Annotated in this window: 15 protein-coding genes; 9 read left to right on the forward strand and 6 right to left on the reverse strand. The window is 65.6% G+C overall.

The window, feature by feature from the left end; genetic code table 11:
• Nucleotides 1-5 precede the first annotated feature (5 nt).
• Entirely contained in the window at nt 6-1,304 is a 1,299-nt protein-coding gene (locus H1343_RS03120) for an ABC transporter substrate-binding protein (RefSeq protein ID WP_246333276.1), read from the reverse strand.
• Between H1343_RS03120 and H1343_RS03125 the strand changes: the two genes are divergently transcribed.
• Nucleotides 1,203-2,156: a GlxA family transcriptional regulator gene (locus tag H1343_RS03125; RefSeq protein ID WP_246333278.1), complete on the forward strand. Its 954-nt coding sequence runs from the start codon at nt 1,203-1,205 to the stop codon at nt 2,154-2,156. The two genes, H1343_RS03120 and H1343_RS03125, sit on opposite strands and share 102 nt — an antisense overlap.
• Nucleotides 2,157-2,272: 116 nt before the next feature.
• On the opposite strand, the gene H1343_RS03130 is transcribed toward H1343_RS03125, so the two are convergent.
• Both H1343_RS03130 and H1343_RS03135 read right to left on the reverse strand, forming a co-directional pair.
• Entirely contained in the window at nt 2,273-3,181 is a 909-nt protein-coding gene (locus H1343_RS03130) for a nuclear transport factor 2 family protein (RefSeq protein ID WP_185984509.1), read from the reverse strand.
• Nucleotides 3,182-3,241: 60 nt separating this feature from the next.
• Nucleotides 3,242-4,261 (reverse strand): NADP-dependent oxidoreductase, encoded by a 1,020-nt coding sequence (locus H1343_RS03135; protein ID WP_185984510.1) that lies wholly within the window; start codon nt 4,259-4,261, stop codon nt 3,242-3,244.
• A gap of 147 nt (nt 4,262-4,408) precedes the next feature.
• Here H1343_RS03135 and H1343_RS03140 point away from each other — a divergent pair, with 147 nt between their 5' ends.
• The 4 genes from H1343_RS03140 to H1343_RS03155 all read left to right on the forward strand — a co-directional run bounded on the left by H1343_RS03140 (nt 4,409) and on the right by H1343_RS03155 (nt 8,921).
• A complete protein-coding gene (locus tag H1343_RS03140) occupies nt 4,409-5,116 on the forward strand; it encodes a TetR/AcrR family transcriptional regulator (protein ID WP_185984511.1) in 708 nt (235 codons plus the stop codon).
• 285 nt (nt 5,117-5,401) lie between these two features.
• Nucleotides 5,402-6,340 (forward strand): glycosyltransferase family 2 protein, encoded by a 939-nt coding sequence (locus H1343_RS03145; RefSeq protein WP_185984512.1) that lies wholly within the window; start codon nt 5,402-5,404, stop codon nt 6,338-6,340.
• Entirely contained in the window at nt 6,337-6,840 is a 504-nt protein-coding gene (locus H1343_RS03150) for a GtrA family protein (protein ID WP_185984513.1), read from the forward strand. The genes H1343_RS03145 and H1343_RS03150 overlap by 4 nt, the downstream gene beginning before the upstream one ends.
• Nucleotides 6,837-8,921 (forward strand): DUF6311 domain-containing protein, encoded by a 2,085-nt coding sequence (locus H1343_RS03155; RefSeq protein WP_185984514.1) that lies wholly within the window; start codon nt 6,837-6,839, stop codon nt 8,919-8,921. The genes H1343_RS03150 and H1343_RS03155 overlap by 4 nt, the downstream gene beginning before the upstream one ends.
• Before the next feature lie 15 nt (nt 8,922-8,936).
• On the opposite strand, the gene H1343_RS03160 is transcribed toward H1343_RS03155, so the two are convergent.
• The gene (locus tag H1343_RS03160; RefSeq protein ID WP_185984515.1) at nt 8,937-9,596 is read right to left on the reverse strand and encodes a TetR-like C-terminal domain-containing protein; all 660 of its coding nucleotides are present in this window, start codon (nt 9,594-9,596) and stop codon (nt 8,937-8,939) included.
• Nucleotides 9,597-9,667: 71 nt separating this feature from the next.
• Here H1343_RS03160 and H1343_RS03165 point away from each other — a divergent pair, with 71 nt between their 5' ends.
• On the forward strand, nt 9,668-12,844 hold the full coding sequence (locus H1343_RS03165) for a bifunctional cytochrome P450/NADPH--P450 reductase (protein WP_185984516.1): 3,177 nt from the start codon (nt 9,668-9,670) through the stop codon (nt 12,842-12,844).
• A gap of 22 nt (nt 12,845-12,866) precedes the next feature.
• Nucleotides 12,867-14,003 (forward strand): alpha/beta hydrolase, encoded by a 1,137-nt coding sequence (locus H1343_RS03170; RefSeq protein ID WP_246333280.1) that lies wholly within the window; start codon nt 12,867-12,869, stop codon nt 14,001-14,003.
• Between the two features lie 12 nt (nt 14,004-14,015).
• Here the strand turns inward: H1343_RS03170 and H1343_RS03175 are convergent, their stop codons facing one another.
• Both H1343_RS03175 and H1343_RS03180 read right to left on the reverse strand, forming a co-directional pair.
• Nucleotides 14,016-14,654 carry a 2-dehydro-3-deoxy-6-phosphogalactonate aldolase gene (locus tag H1343_RS03175; protein ID WP_185984518.1) on the reverse strand — a complete coding sequence of 213 codons (639 nt, stop codon included), beginning with the start codon at nt 14,652-14,654 and terminating at the stop codon, nt 14,016-14,018.
• Nucleotides 14,651-15,595, reverse strand: a complete 945-nt coding sequence (locus tag H1343_RS03180; RefSeq protein WP_185984519.1) for a 2-dehydro-3-deoxygalactonokinase — start codon at nt 15,593-15,595, stop codon at nt 14,651-14,653. The genes H1343_RS03175 and H1343_RS03180 overlap by 4 nt, the downstream gene beginning before the upstream one ends.
• Before the next feature lie 102 nt (nt 15,596-15,697).
• Here H1343_RS03180 and H1343_RS03185 point away from each other — a divergent pair, with 102 nt between their 5' ends.
• Both H1343_RS03185 and H1343_RS03190 read left to right on the forward strand, forming a co-directional pair.
• Nucleotides 15,698-16,045, forward strand: coding sequence for a RidA family protein (locus H1343_RS03185; RefSeq protein WP_185984520.1), 348 nt, complete (start codon nt 15,698-15,700; stop codon nt 16,043-16,045).
• Nucleotides 16,046-16,195: 150 nt separating this feature from the next.
• Entirely contained in the window at nt 16,196-17,626 is a 1,431-nt protein-coding gene (locus H1343_RS03190) for an NAD(P)-dependent oxidoreductase (protein ID WP_185985450.1), read from the forward strand.
• Nucleotides 17,627-17,633 lie beyond the last annotated feature (7 nt).

A 17,633-nucleotide genomic window follows, 5' to 3' on the forward strand; every position in this document is an offset into this window, starting at 1 on the left:
TCCCGTCAGCGCGCGATTTCGCGGTTCCAGGTCTCGGTCAGTTCGGCTCGCCGTGCATTGACCTCGTTCCAGTCGAAGAACATCAGGTCCTCGACCGAGCCGTTCTGCCCCCAGGGCAGCTTGCGGCTTACTTCAGGATCGAGCTCGACCTCTGAAACGGCAGGTCCGAGATAGAGCGTCTCGGCAAGGCAAGCGGCCGCTTCCGCGCTCATCGCCATGTCAAGGAACTGTGCAGCACCTTCCGGGTTCGGTCCGCCCTCAACGATGTGCAGCCGCGCATCGGTCGCCCAGACACCCTCGCTCGGGACCGTGAAGCCAATCGGCAGGCCGCTGTCGATCAGTGCCCAGGCGCCGACGTTGAAGTGGGCGCCGATGACAACTTCGCCGCTCTGGAAAGCGTTGTTCGCTGCGCCCGAGGATTCGAAATACGACGCGACGTCGAGCTCTTTCAGCCGCTCGAAGGTCTGCGTGAAATCGTCTGGCGTGCCGCCCATCATCTGATTGAGGAAGAAGATGAAGGGGATGCCGGCCGAGTTGTTCGGCGAGGGAATCGTCACCGCACCCGCGTAATCTTCGTCCCAGAGCGCTTCCCAGGACGTCGGCGCCTCGCCGATCTCTTCGGTGTTGTAGGTCAGGCCGAGCGAGTAATAGCCGCCGCCGATGGCGAACACCTTGTTGCCGTTCCGGTAGGCTGCGTCATCGGTGAGGTTGGCTCCGTTCGGCAGCGCGTCGAGATCGATTGCGGCAAGGACACCGGCTTCCTCGGCCAGCTCGCTGATGCCGCCGTCCATATAGGCGACGTCGAGCGTCGGCGCCGAGGCCTGCTGCTGGAGCTTCGCGAGGGTCGTTGTAGAGGTGCCGATGTCGGCAACGACCTGGATGCCGGTCGCCTCGGTAAAGGGGGTCGCCACGCACGCCTGGAAGGCGTCGCCCCAGTTGCCACCGTACCACGCGACGGTGATCGACTGCGGCTGTGCGCTGGCCGTGGGCGCGGCCACGAGCAACGCGCTCGCCGACGCGCAGAGAAGAACTGTCAGATGTTTCATCGTAGTCTCCTTTTGCTCGCTCTTTAAGCAAGCCTCGCAAGCTGGCGCTTGCACGGCTTGAAGCCTGTTGTCAGGATGTTGAATAATTCCGACAAAGTTCGTGACACGTTCGAAGTCGCTGGAGGTGCCTTGGCTGTGCAGCAATCGACAACCGGAGTGCCACTCCGTGTTGGCTTTCTTCTTGGTGACAAGTTCACGTTGGCCGCTTTCGGAGGGTTGATCGACGCGCTGCGGCTGGCTGCGGACGACGGTGGCCATAGCCGGCAGATCCACGCATCGTGGCGCATCATGACGCCGGGAGCGCAGTCATGCACCGCCAGCTGCGGACTGAAAGTCGAGGGCGGCGATTTTCTCGATCCGAAGATGTTCGACTACATCGCAGTATGCGGCGGGAACGACTATCTCGGCGACCGCCCGGCGCCAGCGACCGACGCATATCTGCGCCACGCCCATGCGGGCGGCGTCCGGCTTCTCGGCATCTGCACCGGAAGTTTCGATATCGCCCGCGCGGGGCTCGCCGAGGGGCGCACGGTCTGCGTCCACTGGAATGTGCAGGACGCGTTCGAGAAGCGGTTTCCGGGGGTGCAGACGTCGGTCGACCGCCTCTTCATCGACGAGGGAGACCTCATCACCTGCGCGGGATCAACGGCTGCGATCGACCTCGGTCTCTATCTCGTCTCGCGACATTGCGGGCGCGATCGTGCGCAACAGGCCGTGCGGCACATGATGCTGACGGGCATCCGCGCGCCTTCTCTCCCGCAGGCGAACTTCCGCGAGGACCTGGGCGAGGTGAGCGATCCGCGCGTGCGCAAGGCCGTTCATTTCCTGGAACAGCAGCTCGACCACCCGCCGACGCTGCCGGCGCTGGCGCGCTATGTCGGTGTCAGCGCACGCCAGCTGGAACGCGCCTTCAAGACCGAGCTCGGCGTTTCGCCCATGCGCTTCCACCGCACTATGCGGCTGAACTACGGACGCTGGATGATCGACAACAAACTGGAGAGCATTACGCAGATCGCCCTCGATTGCGGCTTTGCCGACACGGCCCACTTCTCGCGCGAGTTCCGGGCGCATTTCGGCCTATCCCCAAGCCGCTACCGGCAAACCCTCTGAGCCCGTGCGGCCGGCGAACTCGAACTTCCGTGGCCATAGCGCAGCAGCCTGGACGGCGGGTCCACGGCGCCCGTGTTCGGCCGTTCGGCGGCCGCCCTTGGAGGCGTTCGCTGTGGTCAGCCGAAGACAGCTGCAGCGTGAAGCAGATCGGTATATTCTCTCACGCTCGCGATCTTCCGATCCCGCACCGTGAACAGCAGATGGTAGTCGTTCGCGTAGACCGCTCCTGCCTTTGTGATCGCATGGGAGCGCGCTTCGGCGGCGACCTGATTTCCTTCCGCGATCATCGCGGTCGGATCCATCGAGAGCGTGCCGTCCAACCGGCCATAGAGATCGAGCCAGACATCGGCCATTTCGGCCTTGGTCCAACTCCGGGCACCGGGATAGAGATCGGGCCGACCGTTAACCCACCATGTGGCATCATCGGTCATCATGTCGAGCACCGCGCCGATGTCGCCGGATCTGAAAAGCTCCAGGAAGTCGATGACGACGAGCTTGCCGGCATTGAGGTCCCCGATATCCCCTGACCTGAGCGGCGCTGAGCCTTCCGATCGGGCCGGTTCGCCCGAGCGGTCCAGACATGGGCGGGGTTCGACGTCCGGTACAGCGAAGACATCGCGGATGTTCATCAGGTCCGTATATTCGCGCACGGAGGCGATCTCTGCGCCGCGGACCGTGTAGAGCATGTGATATCTGTTGTCGTACGCCCGGCCGGCTATCGTGGTGGCTCGGGCGTGCAGTTCCGCAGCGACCTTGTCGCCTTCGGCCACCATGCCCACGACGTCCATCCTCATGCCGTCCTGCAACGACGCGTGAACGTCGCGCAGAATCTTGCCGAACTCCCGGTTCGACCTGGTGCCGGTAACAGGGAACAGATCGGGCTTGCCGAGCACCCACCAGGTGGCATCATCCGCAAGCAAGCTCAGCGCGGCATCGATGTCGGAACCCGTCAAATGGCTGTTGAAATGCGCAACCAGGCGCTTGTTGTCGCCGAGACCCATCATCTCACCCTTGCGTGGTTTCAAGCAGGCAGCCGGGAGTCGGGCCGCAGCGATCTCATTATCTCGCGACCTCGGTTGGGCGCCTCAGGCAAGCTTCACGATCAGCTTGCCGTCATGGCTGCCATCGAACAGCCGAAGGAAGGTTTCCGGTGTCTTTTCGAACCCTTCGACGAACTCTTCAGTATATTTGATCCTGCCCTCCGCCACCCAGGGCGCCGCTTCTTCGAGGAACTCGGGATAGCTTGCGAGATGGTCGAGAAGGTTGAAGCCCCTGATCTCGATGAGCCTGTAGAGGAACAGGTTGAGCAGGCGCGGCAGACGGTCACCCCGGTCCGAAAAGCCGGTATCGCTATACCCTGCGATCGTGCCGCCGATGAGAATGCGGGCCTGTTTGTTGAAGGACTCCATCAGAGCCTCGAACATATAGTCGCCGACGTTGTCATAGAGGCCGTCGATCCCGCCCGGCAGGGCCCGCTGGAGCTGTTCCTCGAAGTCGGAGGCCTTGTAATCGACGGCCTCGTCGAGCCCGAGATCGTCTTTCAGAAAGGCGACCTTCTTCGCGCCACCCGCAATGCCAACGACGCGGTATCCACGCATCTTCGCGATCTGCGCGGCCATCGACCCGACTGAGCCCGCCGCCGCAGTGACCACCACGGTCCCTCCCGGCCTGGTGTCGGCGATCAAGCGCATTCCGTTCCAGGCTGTCAGGCCGGTATGCCCCAGCACGCCGAGGGCGGTGGAAACAGGAGCCGCCGTTGGATCGAGCTTGCGCAGGTCCGACCCGTCAGACACGCCATACTCGCGCCAGCCCGACCACGTCTGGACATGATCGCCGATCGCGAAGTCGGCGTTGTTGCTGTGCTCGATCACGGCCACGGTCGGACCAGGCATCACGGCGCCGACGTCGATCGGGGGCAGTTCCGAAGAACCGTTGCCCATGAGATTGCGCTGGTATGGATCGACGGACAGGAGAGTGTTGCGGAACAACACTTCACCCTTCTGCAATGTCGGAAGAGACGCCTCCTCCAGCCTGAAATCACTTGCCCTCGCTTTGCCTTCAGGACGGCCCGCGAGCACGAATTGGCGGTTCATCGTTTTTGTCACGTCATTTCCTTTTCAAACTCCAGAGGGCATCGCACGCGCCAAACGACGCTTGCCGAACCACCGGCCTGAACCTACTTTTCTGTATCGATCGACAGATAAATAGCTACGGCGCCTGTCGGGCCAAGTCAATGGATTGTGTATCGATCAATGCAAAATAAATCCGAGGCGACTGGATTACAGGATCGGGCAGCGTCTCCTGACGCCGGAGCGCAAGGTCCGGCGACGGACGGCGCCAGGGCGGTCAGGGCTCGCGGCCGTCCCCGCGCTTTCGACCGGGAGGCAGCCCTGGACCGTGCGACCCGCCTCTTCTGGGAGAAGGGCTATGAGGCCACTTCCATCTCTGACCTGTGCAAGACGATGAGAATCGGCTCGCCTAGCCTCTATGCCGCATTCGGCTCCAAGGAAGCGCTCTATGCCGAGACGCTGAAACACTACTCGACCAGCTGGAGCCATCTAGTCTGGGAAAGGTTCATGTCGGCTCCCACCGCGCGCGACGCGGCGGCGGCGCTGCTCTTGGATTCGGCCGCTGCGCTGACCGGGGAAGCAGCCGAAATTCCACGCGGATGCATGATGACACTTTCGGCTGTCGGCAATGAGGGACATGAGGAACTGGGAACTCTCGTCCGCTCGGGACGCGCCGCGACAGTCCAGCGAATCCACGAGCGGATCGAGCGCGCAGTTGTGGAGGGAGAGGTGCCGGCATCGCTGGACATCCGTGCCCTCGCTCGCTTCGTTCAGACGGTTCAGAATGGCATGTCGATCCTGGCGCGGGATGGCGCAGGGCGCGAGGAGTTGGAGGCGGTCGCCGGTATCGCAATGCTGGGCTGGGACGCCCGCGTCGGGACAACCGACTGAGCGATCGTTGGCAAGGCTCGAGGCCGCCATGAGACCTATGACGAACGACCCGCACGCCCGTACGGGACGGGCCGGAGGTATCAGCCCTCGGCCTCGGTTGCATGGGCATGTCCGAGCTCTGTGGCCAGACTGATCACCAAGCGTCGATCGCCTCGACCGTTCTGCGCGAAGTCGAATGCCGGCGGCGGAACACGCTCCGCCGCCGGAACATACTGGCCACATTTGCAACCCATGTTTACAATATACACCCATAAGTAGCGAATCGGTCAGGATGACGGCGCGTTTATGGATCGGCGACTTTCGATCATCACCCCTTTCTTCAACGAGGGGAGGGGCGTCGAAATCTTTTCGCGCGAGATCGACCGCATCGTCGACGATCTGGCAGGATACGACGTCGAGATCGTGTGGATCGACGATGGGAGCACCGACGACACGCTCTCGCATCTTCTGGCGATATCGGCGGGAAAGCCTCGGCACACCGTAGTCGAACTCTCGACGAATTTCGGAAAGGAAGCCGCCCTGACGGCGGGGCTCGACGTGGCGAGCGGAGACGCCGTCATTCCGATCGACGCCGATCTGCAGGACCCGCCCGATCTCATTCCAGCGATGGTGGCCGCCTGGGAGGCGGGAGCCGAGGTCGTGCTCGCAAAGCGCTCGTCACGCGCGAGCGACAGCGCCGTGAAGCGCAAGACCGCCCAGTGGTTCTACCGCGTCCACAACCAGCTTTCCCGCACCAAAATTCCGGAGAATGTCGGAGACTTCCGGCTGATGGACCGCACCGTCGTGGACGCCGTGAAGCGGCTGCCCGAGCGCCAGCGTTTCATGAAGGGGCTGTTCGCCTGGGTGGGATACCGGACGGTGACGATCGAGTATGTCCGCCCGCCGCGCCACGCGGGCAAGACGAAATTCTCGGGCTGGAAGCTCTGGAACCTCGCGCTGGAAGGGCTGACGGGGTTCAGCACAGCACCGCTGCGCGTGTGGACCTATATCGGTCTTCTGGGCGCCGCCGTCGCCATGTGCTTTGCGCTGTACATCCTCGTACGCACGCTGCTCTTCGGGATCGACACGCCGGGCTACGCCTCGCTGCTTATCGCCATCGTGCTCTTCGGATCCCTGCAACTCGTCAGCATCGGGATCATCGGTGAGTATGTCGGCCGCATCTACACCGAGACCAAACAGCGACCGAACTATCTGGTCCGGCGCATCCATCGAGGGGCTGCATGAAGCCCGATGCCTATCGGGAGATCGGGGCTGCGGTGGTGTGGGGCCGGCGTCGCAGTTGTGCTGCGGATCGCGCTTCGCCTGCGGGATCGGAACCCGCCCGCTCGTCGCCCAGCGCCATGCATGAGCCCTCGCTTCCGAGTTTGCGGACGCGCGTCCTGCGGTTCCTGACTTCGGGCGTGTTGGCGACCCTCGTTCATATCGCCGTCGCGAGCGCGATGGCGGTGAGCGGTTTCAACGCAACGGCCAGCAATTCGGCAGCCTTCGTCTGCGCGAACGTCGTGTCCTATCTCGCCAACTGCCTGTGGACATTCGAAGCCACCGTCTCGGCGCGCAATGCAGTGCGGTTCGCGTGCATCTCGCTGGGCCTGTTCACGGTGATCCTCGGCGTGTCGCTCGCGGTCGACGCGTTCGGGCTGCATCCCTTCGTCGCGATCGCGCTCATCTCAGTGCTGGTCCCCGCGCTGTCTTTCGCCGCCCACAATCTCTGGACCTTTCGATGAGCCACGCCATGCCGGCAGTATCGAAGGGCGAGCGATCTCCCGTTGCTCGAGCATCGGTCATCCTGATGGGCTGGGCCGCCTTCATGATCGTCACGGGGGGATTGATCCTTCAGCCGAGCAATATCGGGTGGATGGAGACGGGCGATGGCCGGCAGCATCTTCTGGGCTGGCTGTTCTACAGCAGATCCGAGTGGGCGTTTCCGCTCGGGCTGAACCCGGCCTACGGGCTGGATGTATCGAGCGCCCTGATCTACTCGGACTCACTGCCGATCCTGGCGATCCCGCTTAAGGCGCTGGGCACGCTCTTCCCGGATGGCGGCCAGTATTTCGGCATCTGGGTTCTCGCGTGCTTCGTCCTCCAAGCCTGTTTCGCGTACAAAATCGCTGGCTTCATCACCGCTGATCCGATCCTTCGCGTTCTGATCGCCGGTTTCGCGGCTTTCGCTCCGCCAATGGTCTGGCGCCTTCACGGGCATATCAGCCTCGTCTCGCACTTCCTGATCCTTGCCGGATTCTATCTGTTCCTGTGTTCGCTGACGGCGCGCCGGCCGCTCGCCTTCGCGGTGCTCCTGGCGGCCGCGGCGGCGATCCACTCCTATCTATTCGTCATGGTCGCGGCGATCTGGGCGGCCAGCCTTCTGCAAAGCCTGTGGGACAAACGCGTATCGTTCGGTGCTGCGGCCATCGAAGTCGCCCTCGCGATCGGGCTGGTTGTGATCGTCTGCTGGCAAGTCGGCTATTTCAGCGTCGATGGGGGGCTGCAGGGCGGCGGTTACGGCTTGTACCGTGCGAACCTCCTGACGTTGATCGACCCTGACGGATGGAGCTACGTCCTCAAAGACATCCTGGGGCGGCCCGGAGACTATGAGGGCTTCAACTATCTCGGGCTCGGCATCCTCCTTCTCCTCGCCGTCTCCATTCCCTTTGCCGGCAGAGCCGCTCGGTCCATCGCACACGGCTTGCGGCGCTACCCGCTGCCTTCACTGATCCTGCTCGCGCTCGCGCTTTTCGCGGTGACGAACGACATCGGTCTCGCTTCGATGACGATCGCGTTTCCCATTCCGGCGCAGATCGACCATCTGGCGAACATCTTCCGGGCGTCGGGGCGGATGCTCTGGCCGGCCTTCTACGTCATCACGCTTGCGGTCCTCGCCCTCGCTGTCACCTCATTCCCGCGACGGACAGGCATCGCAGTGGTCGCGGCGGCCTTGCTCGTGCAGATCGTAGACACCAGCGCCGGATGGTCCTTCCGCACGCGACTGACGGCCGAGCCCAGGGGGACGTGGGAGACACCCATGACCGATCCGTTCTGGGCCGAGGCTGCGACGGTCTATCGAAACGCGCGCTATGTGATGCCTCGAAACCAGGCGCCGCAATGGGACGTGATTGCCGACTACGCGGCACGGAACGGTCTGGGGTCGGGAGCCTTCTACCTCGGCCGAGTCGATCCTCATGCGCAGGAAGCGGCTGAGCACCGCCTGCTCCACGCTTTGATGACCGGCCGATACGAAAGCGCCTCACTCTATTTTCTTGAAGACGGCTACGCGCCGCTCGCCGCGGCGACTCTGCGGGAGGGAGACCTCCTCAGCGAGGTCGACGGCTTCTTCGTTGTCGCGCCGGGCTGGGGCCATTGCGGAACCTGCGTGCAACGGCCGCTGCCCTGGGCGCCTGAATGGTTGCCGGTCCCCGTCGGGCTGTCGGCGAACATGCTCGAGAGCGCGAATGAGGGCTTCCTGCTTTACGGGTGGGGACCCATCGAGGGGCATGGTGCGTGGTCCCTCGGCGATCGCGCCTTGCTCCACTTCGCCGATCCGCTACCGCGCGAATTCCGGATCGAATTCACCGCGCGCGCTTTCGGTCCCAACGCGGGAGAGCCCTTCGAGATGGTCGTTGCGGGGGTCTCTCAGACCTTCCTGCTCGACACGGAACCCACTCACGTCGCGCTGCGCTTCGAAGTGCCCACCGACACGGCAACCATCGAGATCAGGATTCCACGACCGACCTCTCCACGCGATCTGGGGATCAACATCGACGGCCGTGAACTCGGACTCGGCATCATCGACTTCACGATCTCGCCCTGACGGCACTGCTTCAGCCTATGACCCGTCGCGTGGTCGTTGGCCGCTCTGCGCGTCCGAAGCGATCATGGTGACTGCGGCCGCCGACAGCCGCTCGGCCATCTCCTCCGGAGTGGTGCTCTCCGCTGTGCGCAGCCAGCGCACCATCAGCCACATCGCCCCGCCGGCCATCAGTGCCATGAGGTCGTCGCGCTCGGCCGTGCTGCTGCGCGCCGCCATCTCGAAGGCGTCCGGCAGGAAGCGGCTGGCAAGAAAGGCGACCACCTCCTCGAAGAAGACGGCATTTCCCGCGCCGTCGAGCACGCGCAGATAGAAGACACGTTCCTTCTGCAGGTGGCGAATGACCGGCAGGGCCTGCTTGCGCACATGCTCGAAGAGCGCGGCCTGCGTCATCTCGAAGTCGGCCGAAAAGGGCTCGGGCTTGGGGAAGGCGGTGTCGAGGCGTTTGAGGGCGAGGCGCCGCGCGGCGTCGGCGATATCCTGGAAATGCTGGTAGAAGGTCGGCCGCGTCACGCCCGCCGCCTGCACGAAGGCGGTGATGGTGATCTCGTCGAGCGGACGTGTCTGGAGAAGGTGCAGAAGCGCACTCTCCAGCGCCTGCAGGCTCCGCCTGTAGCGCGGGTCGTCGCTTCGCGAGACGGTGGCAACGGAACTCGTCAGAACCTTCTCCCTTGTCATTCTAATTTACGTTTGTAACTTAATGGCAATCATTGAACGCCGTCAAACGGCTCTGCCACGAGCGTCCCGTCATGTCCGAACACCATGTCGTTCCGCAACCCGCTGTAAAGCCGATCATCGGCAATCTGGCGGAAATCGATGCCGAAGCACCGGTCCAGAGCATTATGGAGCTGGCGAAGCGCTACGGCCCCTATTTCAAGCTGAAGATTTTCGACCGCACCATCTTCATCGCCAGCTCGCAGGAGCTGGTGGATGAGTTGTGCGACGAGACACGGTTTTCGAAGCGCTCGCATCCGCCGCTGGAGGAGCTGCGCGCGCTGGCCAAGGACGCGCTCTTCACCGCTTATGACGAGGAGCCCAACTGGGGCAAGGCCCATCGAATCCTGATGCCAGCCTTCGGGCCGATCGGCGTGCGCGCGATGTTCGACAAGATGCTCGACATCGCCGACCAGATGTTCGTGCGGTGGGAGCGGTTCGGTCCCGAGGCGGTGATCGACGTTCCCGACAACATGACGCGGCTGACGCTCGACACGATCGCGCTGTGCGCCTTCGACTACCGCTTCAACAGCTTTTACCAGGACGAGATGCACCCCTTCGTGGGGGCGATGGTGGGCGCGCTTCAGGAGGCGGGCGCTCGCGCGCGCCGGCCGAAGCTCGTCAACAGCCTGATGCTGCCGAGCGCCAGGCGTTTCGAGGCCGACAACCGGCTGATGCGCGAGGTCGCTGAAGACCTGATCGCCAGGCGGCGGGCCGATCCGTCAGGCGCCGCGAAGGACGATCTTCTGAGCCGCATGCTACACGGCGTCGACCCGCAGACGGGCGAGACGCTGAGCGACGAGAACATCGGCTTTCAGATGATCACCTTCCTGATCGCCGGGCACGAGACGACGAGCGGCCTTCTGTCCTTTGCGATCCATCTCCTGTTGCAGAACCCCGAAAAGCTCACCGAAACCCGTAGGGTCGTCGATGCGGTGCTGGGCGAGGAGATGCCGCGGGTCGAGCATCTGGCGGAGCTGCGCTATGTCGAGCAGGTGCTGATGGAGACCCTGAGGCTCTGGCCGACGGCCCCCGCTTTCGCCGTGAAGCCGCGCCAGAAGACGCTTCTGGGCGGGCGCTACCCGTTGACCCCGGACGACACGGTCCTCATCCTCCAGCCGATGCTGCACCGCGATCCGAGGGTGTGGGACGATCCGGAAGCCTTTCGGCCCGAGCGCTTCGCCCCAGAAAACGCCGAAAAGCTGCCGCCCAATGCGTGGAAGCCCTTCGGCAACGGCGCGCGGGCCTGCATCGGCCGGCCCTTCGCCATGCAGGAGGCGCAGCTCGTCCTGTCGATGATGCTTCAGCGCTTCGACTTCGTGCTCGACGATCCTTCCTATCGGCTGAAGGTCCACGAAACGCTGACGCTGAAGCCCGAGGGCCTGCGCATCCGTGTTCGCGCGCGCCACGCATCGGCCGTTCTGGTGCGCGGTGCGCCGGCAGATCGCCAGCCGCAGCCCCTGCGGCGGGCCGCCGTCCCCGAGACGAAGCTTTCCGAGGACGCGCCGCGCCTTCTCGTCCTCTACGGCTCGAACACCGGCTCCGCCGAAGCCTTCGCCCAGCGGATCGCGGCGGACGCGGCCGTCCACGGCTTCGCCGCCGGTGTCTCGACGATGGACGAGCATGCCGGCAGCCTGCCGACGAGTGGCGCTATCGTTGTCGTCACGGCGTCCTACGAGGGCCGGCCGCCGGACAATGCGCGCCAGTTCGTCGCTGAGATCGAGGCTTTGGAGGAGGGCGCGCTGCCGGACCTTCGCTTCGCCGTCTTCGGTTGCGGCAACCGGCAATGGGCGCGGACCTATCAGGCGATCCCCAAACGCGTCGACGCTGCCCTCGAAAAAGCAGGCGCGATGCGGATCGGCAAGCGGGGCGAAGCGGATTCGGGCGGCGACTTCTTCGGCGCTTTCGACGAATGGTACGCCGCCTTCTGGCCACAGATGGCGGAAGCCTTCGGGCTCGAGGCGGCCGAGCCGCAGCCCACCGCGTCGTTGAAGGTCTCCTTCGTGCGCGGCGGGCGCGAGAGCGCGCTGCGGCTCGGCGACCTGAAGCAGGGGGTCGTCGAGGAGAACCGCGAACTTTGCGAGACGAGCGCGCCGAACATCCGGTCCAAGCGCCATATCGAGTTCCGCTTGCCGGACGGAATGCGCTATCGCGCCGGCGATTATCTGGCGGTTCTGGCGCGTAACCCGGTGGAAAGTGTCGAGCGCGTCCTCCGACGCTTCGGCCTCGCCCCCGACACGCAGATCGTGATCGAGGCCACACCGGGCTCGACGGCGCTGCCGACCGGCCGTCCCGTCGCCTGCGGCGATCTTCTGGCAAGCTATGTCGAGCTGGCACAGCCGGCGACGAAGGCACAGGTCGCCATGCTGGCCTCCGCGACACGCTGCCCGCCGGACCGGGAGAAGCTCGATCGTCTGGCCGGAGCCGACCATGAGCGCGAGGTGCTGGAGAAGCGCGTCAGCCTGATCGACCTCCTCGACCGCTTCCATGCGTGCGAACTGGACTTCTCGGCCTATCTGTCGATGCTGCCGTTGATGAAGGCGCGGCAATATTCCATCTCCTCCTCGCCCCTGTGGAAGCCGGACCATGTGACGCTGACAGTGGCCGTGGTCGATGCGCCGGCGCTCGCCAGCTCGGGCCGCTTCCAGGGCGTCGCGTCGAGTTATCTCGCCGCGCTCGCGCCCGGAGATCGAGTGGCGATCGCGGTGCGCCCGTCCGACGCACGCTTTCATCCGCCGGGAGAGCCGTCGGTCCCGCTGATCCTGATCTGCGCGGGTTCTGGCATCGCGCCGTTTCGCGGGTTCCTGCAGGAGCGTGCCGCGCAGAAGGCGAGCGGGCGCAAGGTGGGGCCGGCGCTCCTGTTCTTCGGCACCAGCCACCCCGAGGTCGACTATCTTTATCGAGACGAACTGGCCGCATGGGCTCGCGACGGCGTCGTCACGGTATTTCCGGCCTTTTCCGAAGAGCCGGAGGGCGAGATCCGCTTCGTGCAGCACCGCGTCTGGGCCGAGCGCGAGAGTGTCGCGGCGCTCTTCCGGCAGGGGGCGACGGTGTTCGTGTGCGGCGACGGGCGCCATATGGCGCCGGCTGTCCGCCAGACGCTCGTCCACATCTTTCGGGAGGCAACGGGCGCCGGCGAGGCCGAAGCGGAGCTATGGGCCGATACGATCGAACGCGAACACGGCCGTTATGTCGCCGATGTCTTCGCATAGGCCGCCGGGAGTGACGACATCCATGACACCATCCCCCGCCAGGCGCGCCGCGATCGGCGCCGTGCTCGCCCTCTCCCTAGCCCTCGGGGGCTGCCTGGCGCGCCCGCAGCCGGGCGTCCTCCAGTCGATGGGCGAGACGGTGGAGGGCGCCGAGGTCGTGAAGATCCTGGCGATGACGACCCGCGGTCGCGCGGCGCCGGACGCCAACGTCTTCACGACCGAGCGGGTATCCAGCCCCAACCTGTCCGCGTTCACGATCTCCGTGCCGCCGACCCACGAGCCCGGCAGGATCGAGTGGCCCGAGCGGAGCATCGATCCGGCAACGACCTTCGCGACTCTAGATCAGGGCATCCTGACGACGCGCGGCTTCTACGAGGCTGCGGCCAACCCGGAAAACGGGGGCCGCGACGTGACCGTCTTCGTCCATGGCTACAACACGAGCTTCGTGGAGGCACTCTACCGCTTAGCGCAGATGCGCGCCGACACCGGAGAGGACGGATCCGCCGTTCTGTTCGCCTGGCCCTCCGAGGAGGCGATCGCCGGTTACATGGCTGACCGCGAGGCCGTGACCTACTCGCGAGATGCTCTCGCGCAGATGCTCGCCGAATTCGCGCGCGATCGGCGGATCGGCTCGATCAACCTCGTCGCGCATTCGATGGGCGGCTGGTTGACGATGGAGGCGCTGCGCCAGCTTCGCCTGACGGGGCAGGGCGATGTTCTGGATCGCCTGTCGGTCGTCCTCGCGGCGCCCGATATCGACGTCGACGTCTTCGAATCGCAGCTTCGCGTGCTCGGGCCGATGGACCCGCCGCTGACGGTCCTCGTCTCGACGGACGACCGCGCACTTCTCGTCTCCAACCGTCTCGGCGGCGCGCGTGATCGCGTCGGCGCGCTCGACATCAACGATGTGCGGGTTCAGGAGCTGGCGGCGCGCGACAATGTCGCGATCGTCGACATCTCTTCGGTGCAGTCGGCGGACGGGCTCAACCACAGCCGCTTCGCCCAACTCGCAGCGCTCTATCCTCAGGGAAGCGAGGGCGAGGACGAGGATGCCGGCTTCCAGATCAGGCAGGCGGGCGCCTTCGTCTTCAACGCGGCCGGCCGCACGATCGCAAGCCCCTTCGATCTGATCGGGCAGATTCTCGATCCGCAGCAGTAGCGCGCTGTTTCGTCAGCGCGCCGCCTTGGCCGCGTCGAAGGCCGCTACCGCGAGCCTGGCTTTTTCGCGAACCGCTTGCGCGCTGTCGCCGGGGCGGTAGAGGCTGGAGCCGAGACCGAAGGTCTCGATGCCGCTCGCCATATAGGCCGAGAAATCCTTTTCCGAGATGCCGCCCACCGCGCCGATCGTCGTGCCAGTGGGCAAGATGGCGCGGATTGCGGCGATGCCGCCGGCACCGAGAACGCTGGCCGGAAAGAACTTCAGCGCCGAGGCGCCCGCCGCGAGCGCCGCCAGAGCCTCGCTCGGCGTCAGGACGCCTGGCATCGCGATGAGGCCGCGCTCGGCGGCGCGCCTGATCACCGCCGCGTCCACATTCGGCGTCACCATGAGGCGCGCGCCGGTGTCGGCCAGCTTGTCCACCGCCTCGGGCGTCAACACGGTGCCTGCGCCGATCAGCGTCGCCTCGCCGTGCCGGCGCGCCATGCGCTCGATCGATACGAAAGGGTCCGGGGAGTTCAGCGGCACCTCGATCGCCTCGAAGCCCTCCTCGACGAGGGCATCGGCGACGGCTTCGGCATCTGCCGGGCCAAGGCCGCGCAGGATGGCGACGAGCGGCCGGCGAAGCTGCGGCCATGCAGGACAGGCGGTCATCGGGCGTTCTCCTCAGCGCTCGGCCAGAGCCGGCGCGCCATTGCATGAAGGGCGGTGCGTGTCGTCTCCTCGGCATCGACCGTATCGACGTCGAAGCCCGCTTCGGCAAGGGCGCTGCGATAAAGCGCCCCGAGGCGGCCGGATGAGACGAGGAGCAGCTTCCGGCTCTCTGCGGCAAGACGACGGCGCGCGGCGCCGATCTCGGCGCCGATGAGAAGACCGGAGAGGCGTGTGGCGCCGGCGGCGGGGTCGGCAAGCGACAGGAGCGGGCCGGCGCGCAGCGCAAAGAGCTTCGTCGTCAGCACATCCGGCTCGGCCAGCGCCTCGCGAACGGCGGCAAGAAAGGTCGTCTCGTCTCCCTCTTCGCCGGCGTCCATCACGTGCCGCAGGATCGAATGGCGGCTGAGGAGATCGAAGATCTCGCCCGTCATGAAGGTCGCGAAATCGGCGATCGCACCCTCTTCGATCCGCACCCATTTGCTGTGCGTGCCGGGCAGGCAGACCAGCGTGTCGCCTTGAACGCCGAGGCCCGCGATCTGTGTTTCCTCGCCGCGCATCACGTCGGGCGCATCCGCATCGATCTGTGCGACGCCGGGCAGGATGCGCACGTCGCCCAGAGAGGTCTCGACCCGCACCGCGTGCGCTGCGAGTTCATCGAGCGGCGCAGGGACGGGCCGATAGGGCGCTTCCATCCAGCCCTGCCGCGCGCCGGCCATGCCGCAGATGATGACCGGTGTGCCGGCCGGTGCGCCGATCTTGTCCAGATGTTCGGCCAGCGTCGTCTCGAAGCCGCGTTCGCGCACGCGCTCCATGCCCTCCGTGCCGCGGCTTTGCGCGATGACAGCGCCGCCGGCATCGAGGAGCCACAGGCGGAAGCTCGTCGTCCCCCAATCCACAGCGGCGCAGAACGCGTTCCGCCTCACGCTTTCGTCGGACGTCATTCGGCTTTCTCCCTGGCGAGCCGGGGTGGCCGCGCCTTGACGCGCGGCGTGATCTCGCTCACCAGCCGCCGCGGGACACATCCCTAACGACAGGAGACTGCAATGACCATCCAGCGCTTCAAGATCGGCAAGCGAATGAGCCAGGCCGTGCGCGCGGGCGACACGATCTATCTCGCCGGCCAGGTCGCCGACGACGCGAAAGGCTCGCTCGAGGCGCAGACGCGGGAGGTCCTTGCCAAGATCGATGCGTTGCTGGCCGAGGCCGGTGCCGACAAGTCCGCACTCGTCGCCGTCAACGTCTTCCTGCCCAACATCGCCGATTTCGACGCGATGAACGTGATCTATGACGCCTGGGTCGACACGGCGAACCCGCCGGCCCGCGCTTGCATCGAGGCTCGCCTCGCCGATCCGGACCTGCGCGTCGAGATGACGGCCGTCGCCGTTCTGTAAATATGCAGCCGACTGCCCACCATGTGGGCAGTCGGCTGCATTGCACGGCATTCCATCTACTTTTGACCGTATGATCAAAAATCGTCGTTGACGCCCGCCGGCGATCCTGCCCAGTCTTGTCTGGAATGGTTCGAAGGAGGCGCATGGCGCATGGACGAGCATTCCCCCGCCGCCCCCGATATCGCCGTCGGGCGTCTCGAGCCGACCGTTCTGGCGGACAATTTTTTCGACCTGCACCCGCCGCTCGATCGGCACGAGGCTCTGGTCGAGGCGGATCGCTGCTATTTCTGTTTCGACGCGCCCTGCATGCAGGCCTGCCCGACGTCGATCGACATCCCGCTCTTCATCCGGCAGATCCAGGCCGGCAATCGTGCCGGCGCCGGCCGCACCATCCTCGAGGACAACATTCTTGGCGGCATGTGCGCGCGCGTCTGCCCGGTCGAGACGCTGTGCGAGGAGGCGTGCGTTCGCGAAAAGGCCGAGGGCAAGCCGGTAAAGATCGGCCTCCTCCAGCGCCACGCGACCGATGCCGTCCTGGCGAGCAAAACGCATCCCTTCGTAAGGGCGACGTCCACCGGGCGGCGCGTGGCTGTGGTCGGCGCCGGCCCCGCCGGCCTTTCCTGCGCCCATCGCCTCGCCATGCTCGGGCACGAGGTTGTCCTGTTCGATGCACGGCCGAAGCCCGGCGGCCTCAACGAGTATGGGATCGCCGCCTACAAAGCGACGGACGGCTTCGCACAGGCCGAAGTCGATTTCGTTCTGTCCATCGGCGGCGTCACGCTGGAGACGGGGCGGCGGCTCGGCGAAAACCTCGATCTCGGCGAACTTCGTGGCTCGTTCGACGCGGTCTTCCTCGGCATCGGGCTTGCCGGCGTCAACGCGCTCGGCGCCGAAGGCGAGGAGGCCTCCGGCAGCCACGATGCCGTCGCGTGGATTTCCGATCTGCGTCAGGCGGACGACCTGTCGAGCCTTCCGGTCGGGCGGCGCGTCGTCGTCATCGGCGGGGGCATGACGGCGGTCGATGCGGCGGTGCAGGCGAAGGCGCTTGGCGCCGAGGAGGTGACGCTCGCCTATCGACGGGGGCGCGAGGCGATGAACGCCTCGCGCTACGAGCAGGAACTCGCGGCCTCGCGCGGGGTCCACATCCGTTGCCATCTGCGCCCGGTGCGGCTTTTGACGGCGGACGGACGCGTGCGCGGTGTCGAGATGGAGCGTACGCGCGAGGAGGGCGGGCGCCTCGTCGGCACCGGCGCGTTCGTGACGCTGGCGGCCGATCAGGTCTTCAAGGCGATCGGCCAGTCTTTCGATGGCGCCGGCCTCGACGAAGGGGCCACGCGCGTCGCCATCGAGGGCGGCCGCATCCGCGTCGACGCGGATCGCCGCACCAGCCTCGATGGCGTCTGGGCCGGCGGTGACTGCGCGCTTGGCGGCGAGGACCTCACCGTCGTCGCCGTGGAGGACGGCAAGCGCGCCGCGCTGAGCATCCATGCCGAGTTGACCGCCAGGCGGGACGAGGGCGCGAGCCTTTTCGAGCGCGTCGGGGAGGTGCTGTCCGACCTTTCCCATCTCGTGCGGCCTTAAGGGAGAA

Source organism: Aureimonas mangrovi (assembly GCF_014058705.1).
Classification (GTDB): Bacteria; Pseudomonadota; Alphaproteobacteria; order Rhizobiales; family Rhizobiaceae; genus Aureimonas; species Aureimonas mangrovi.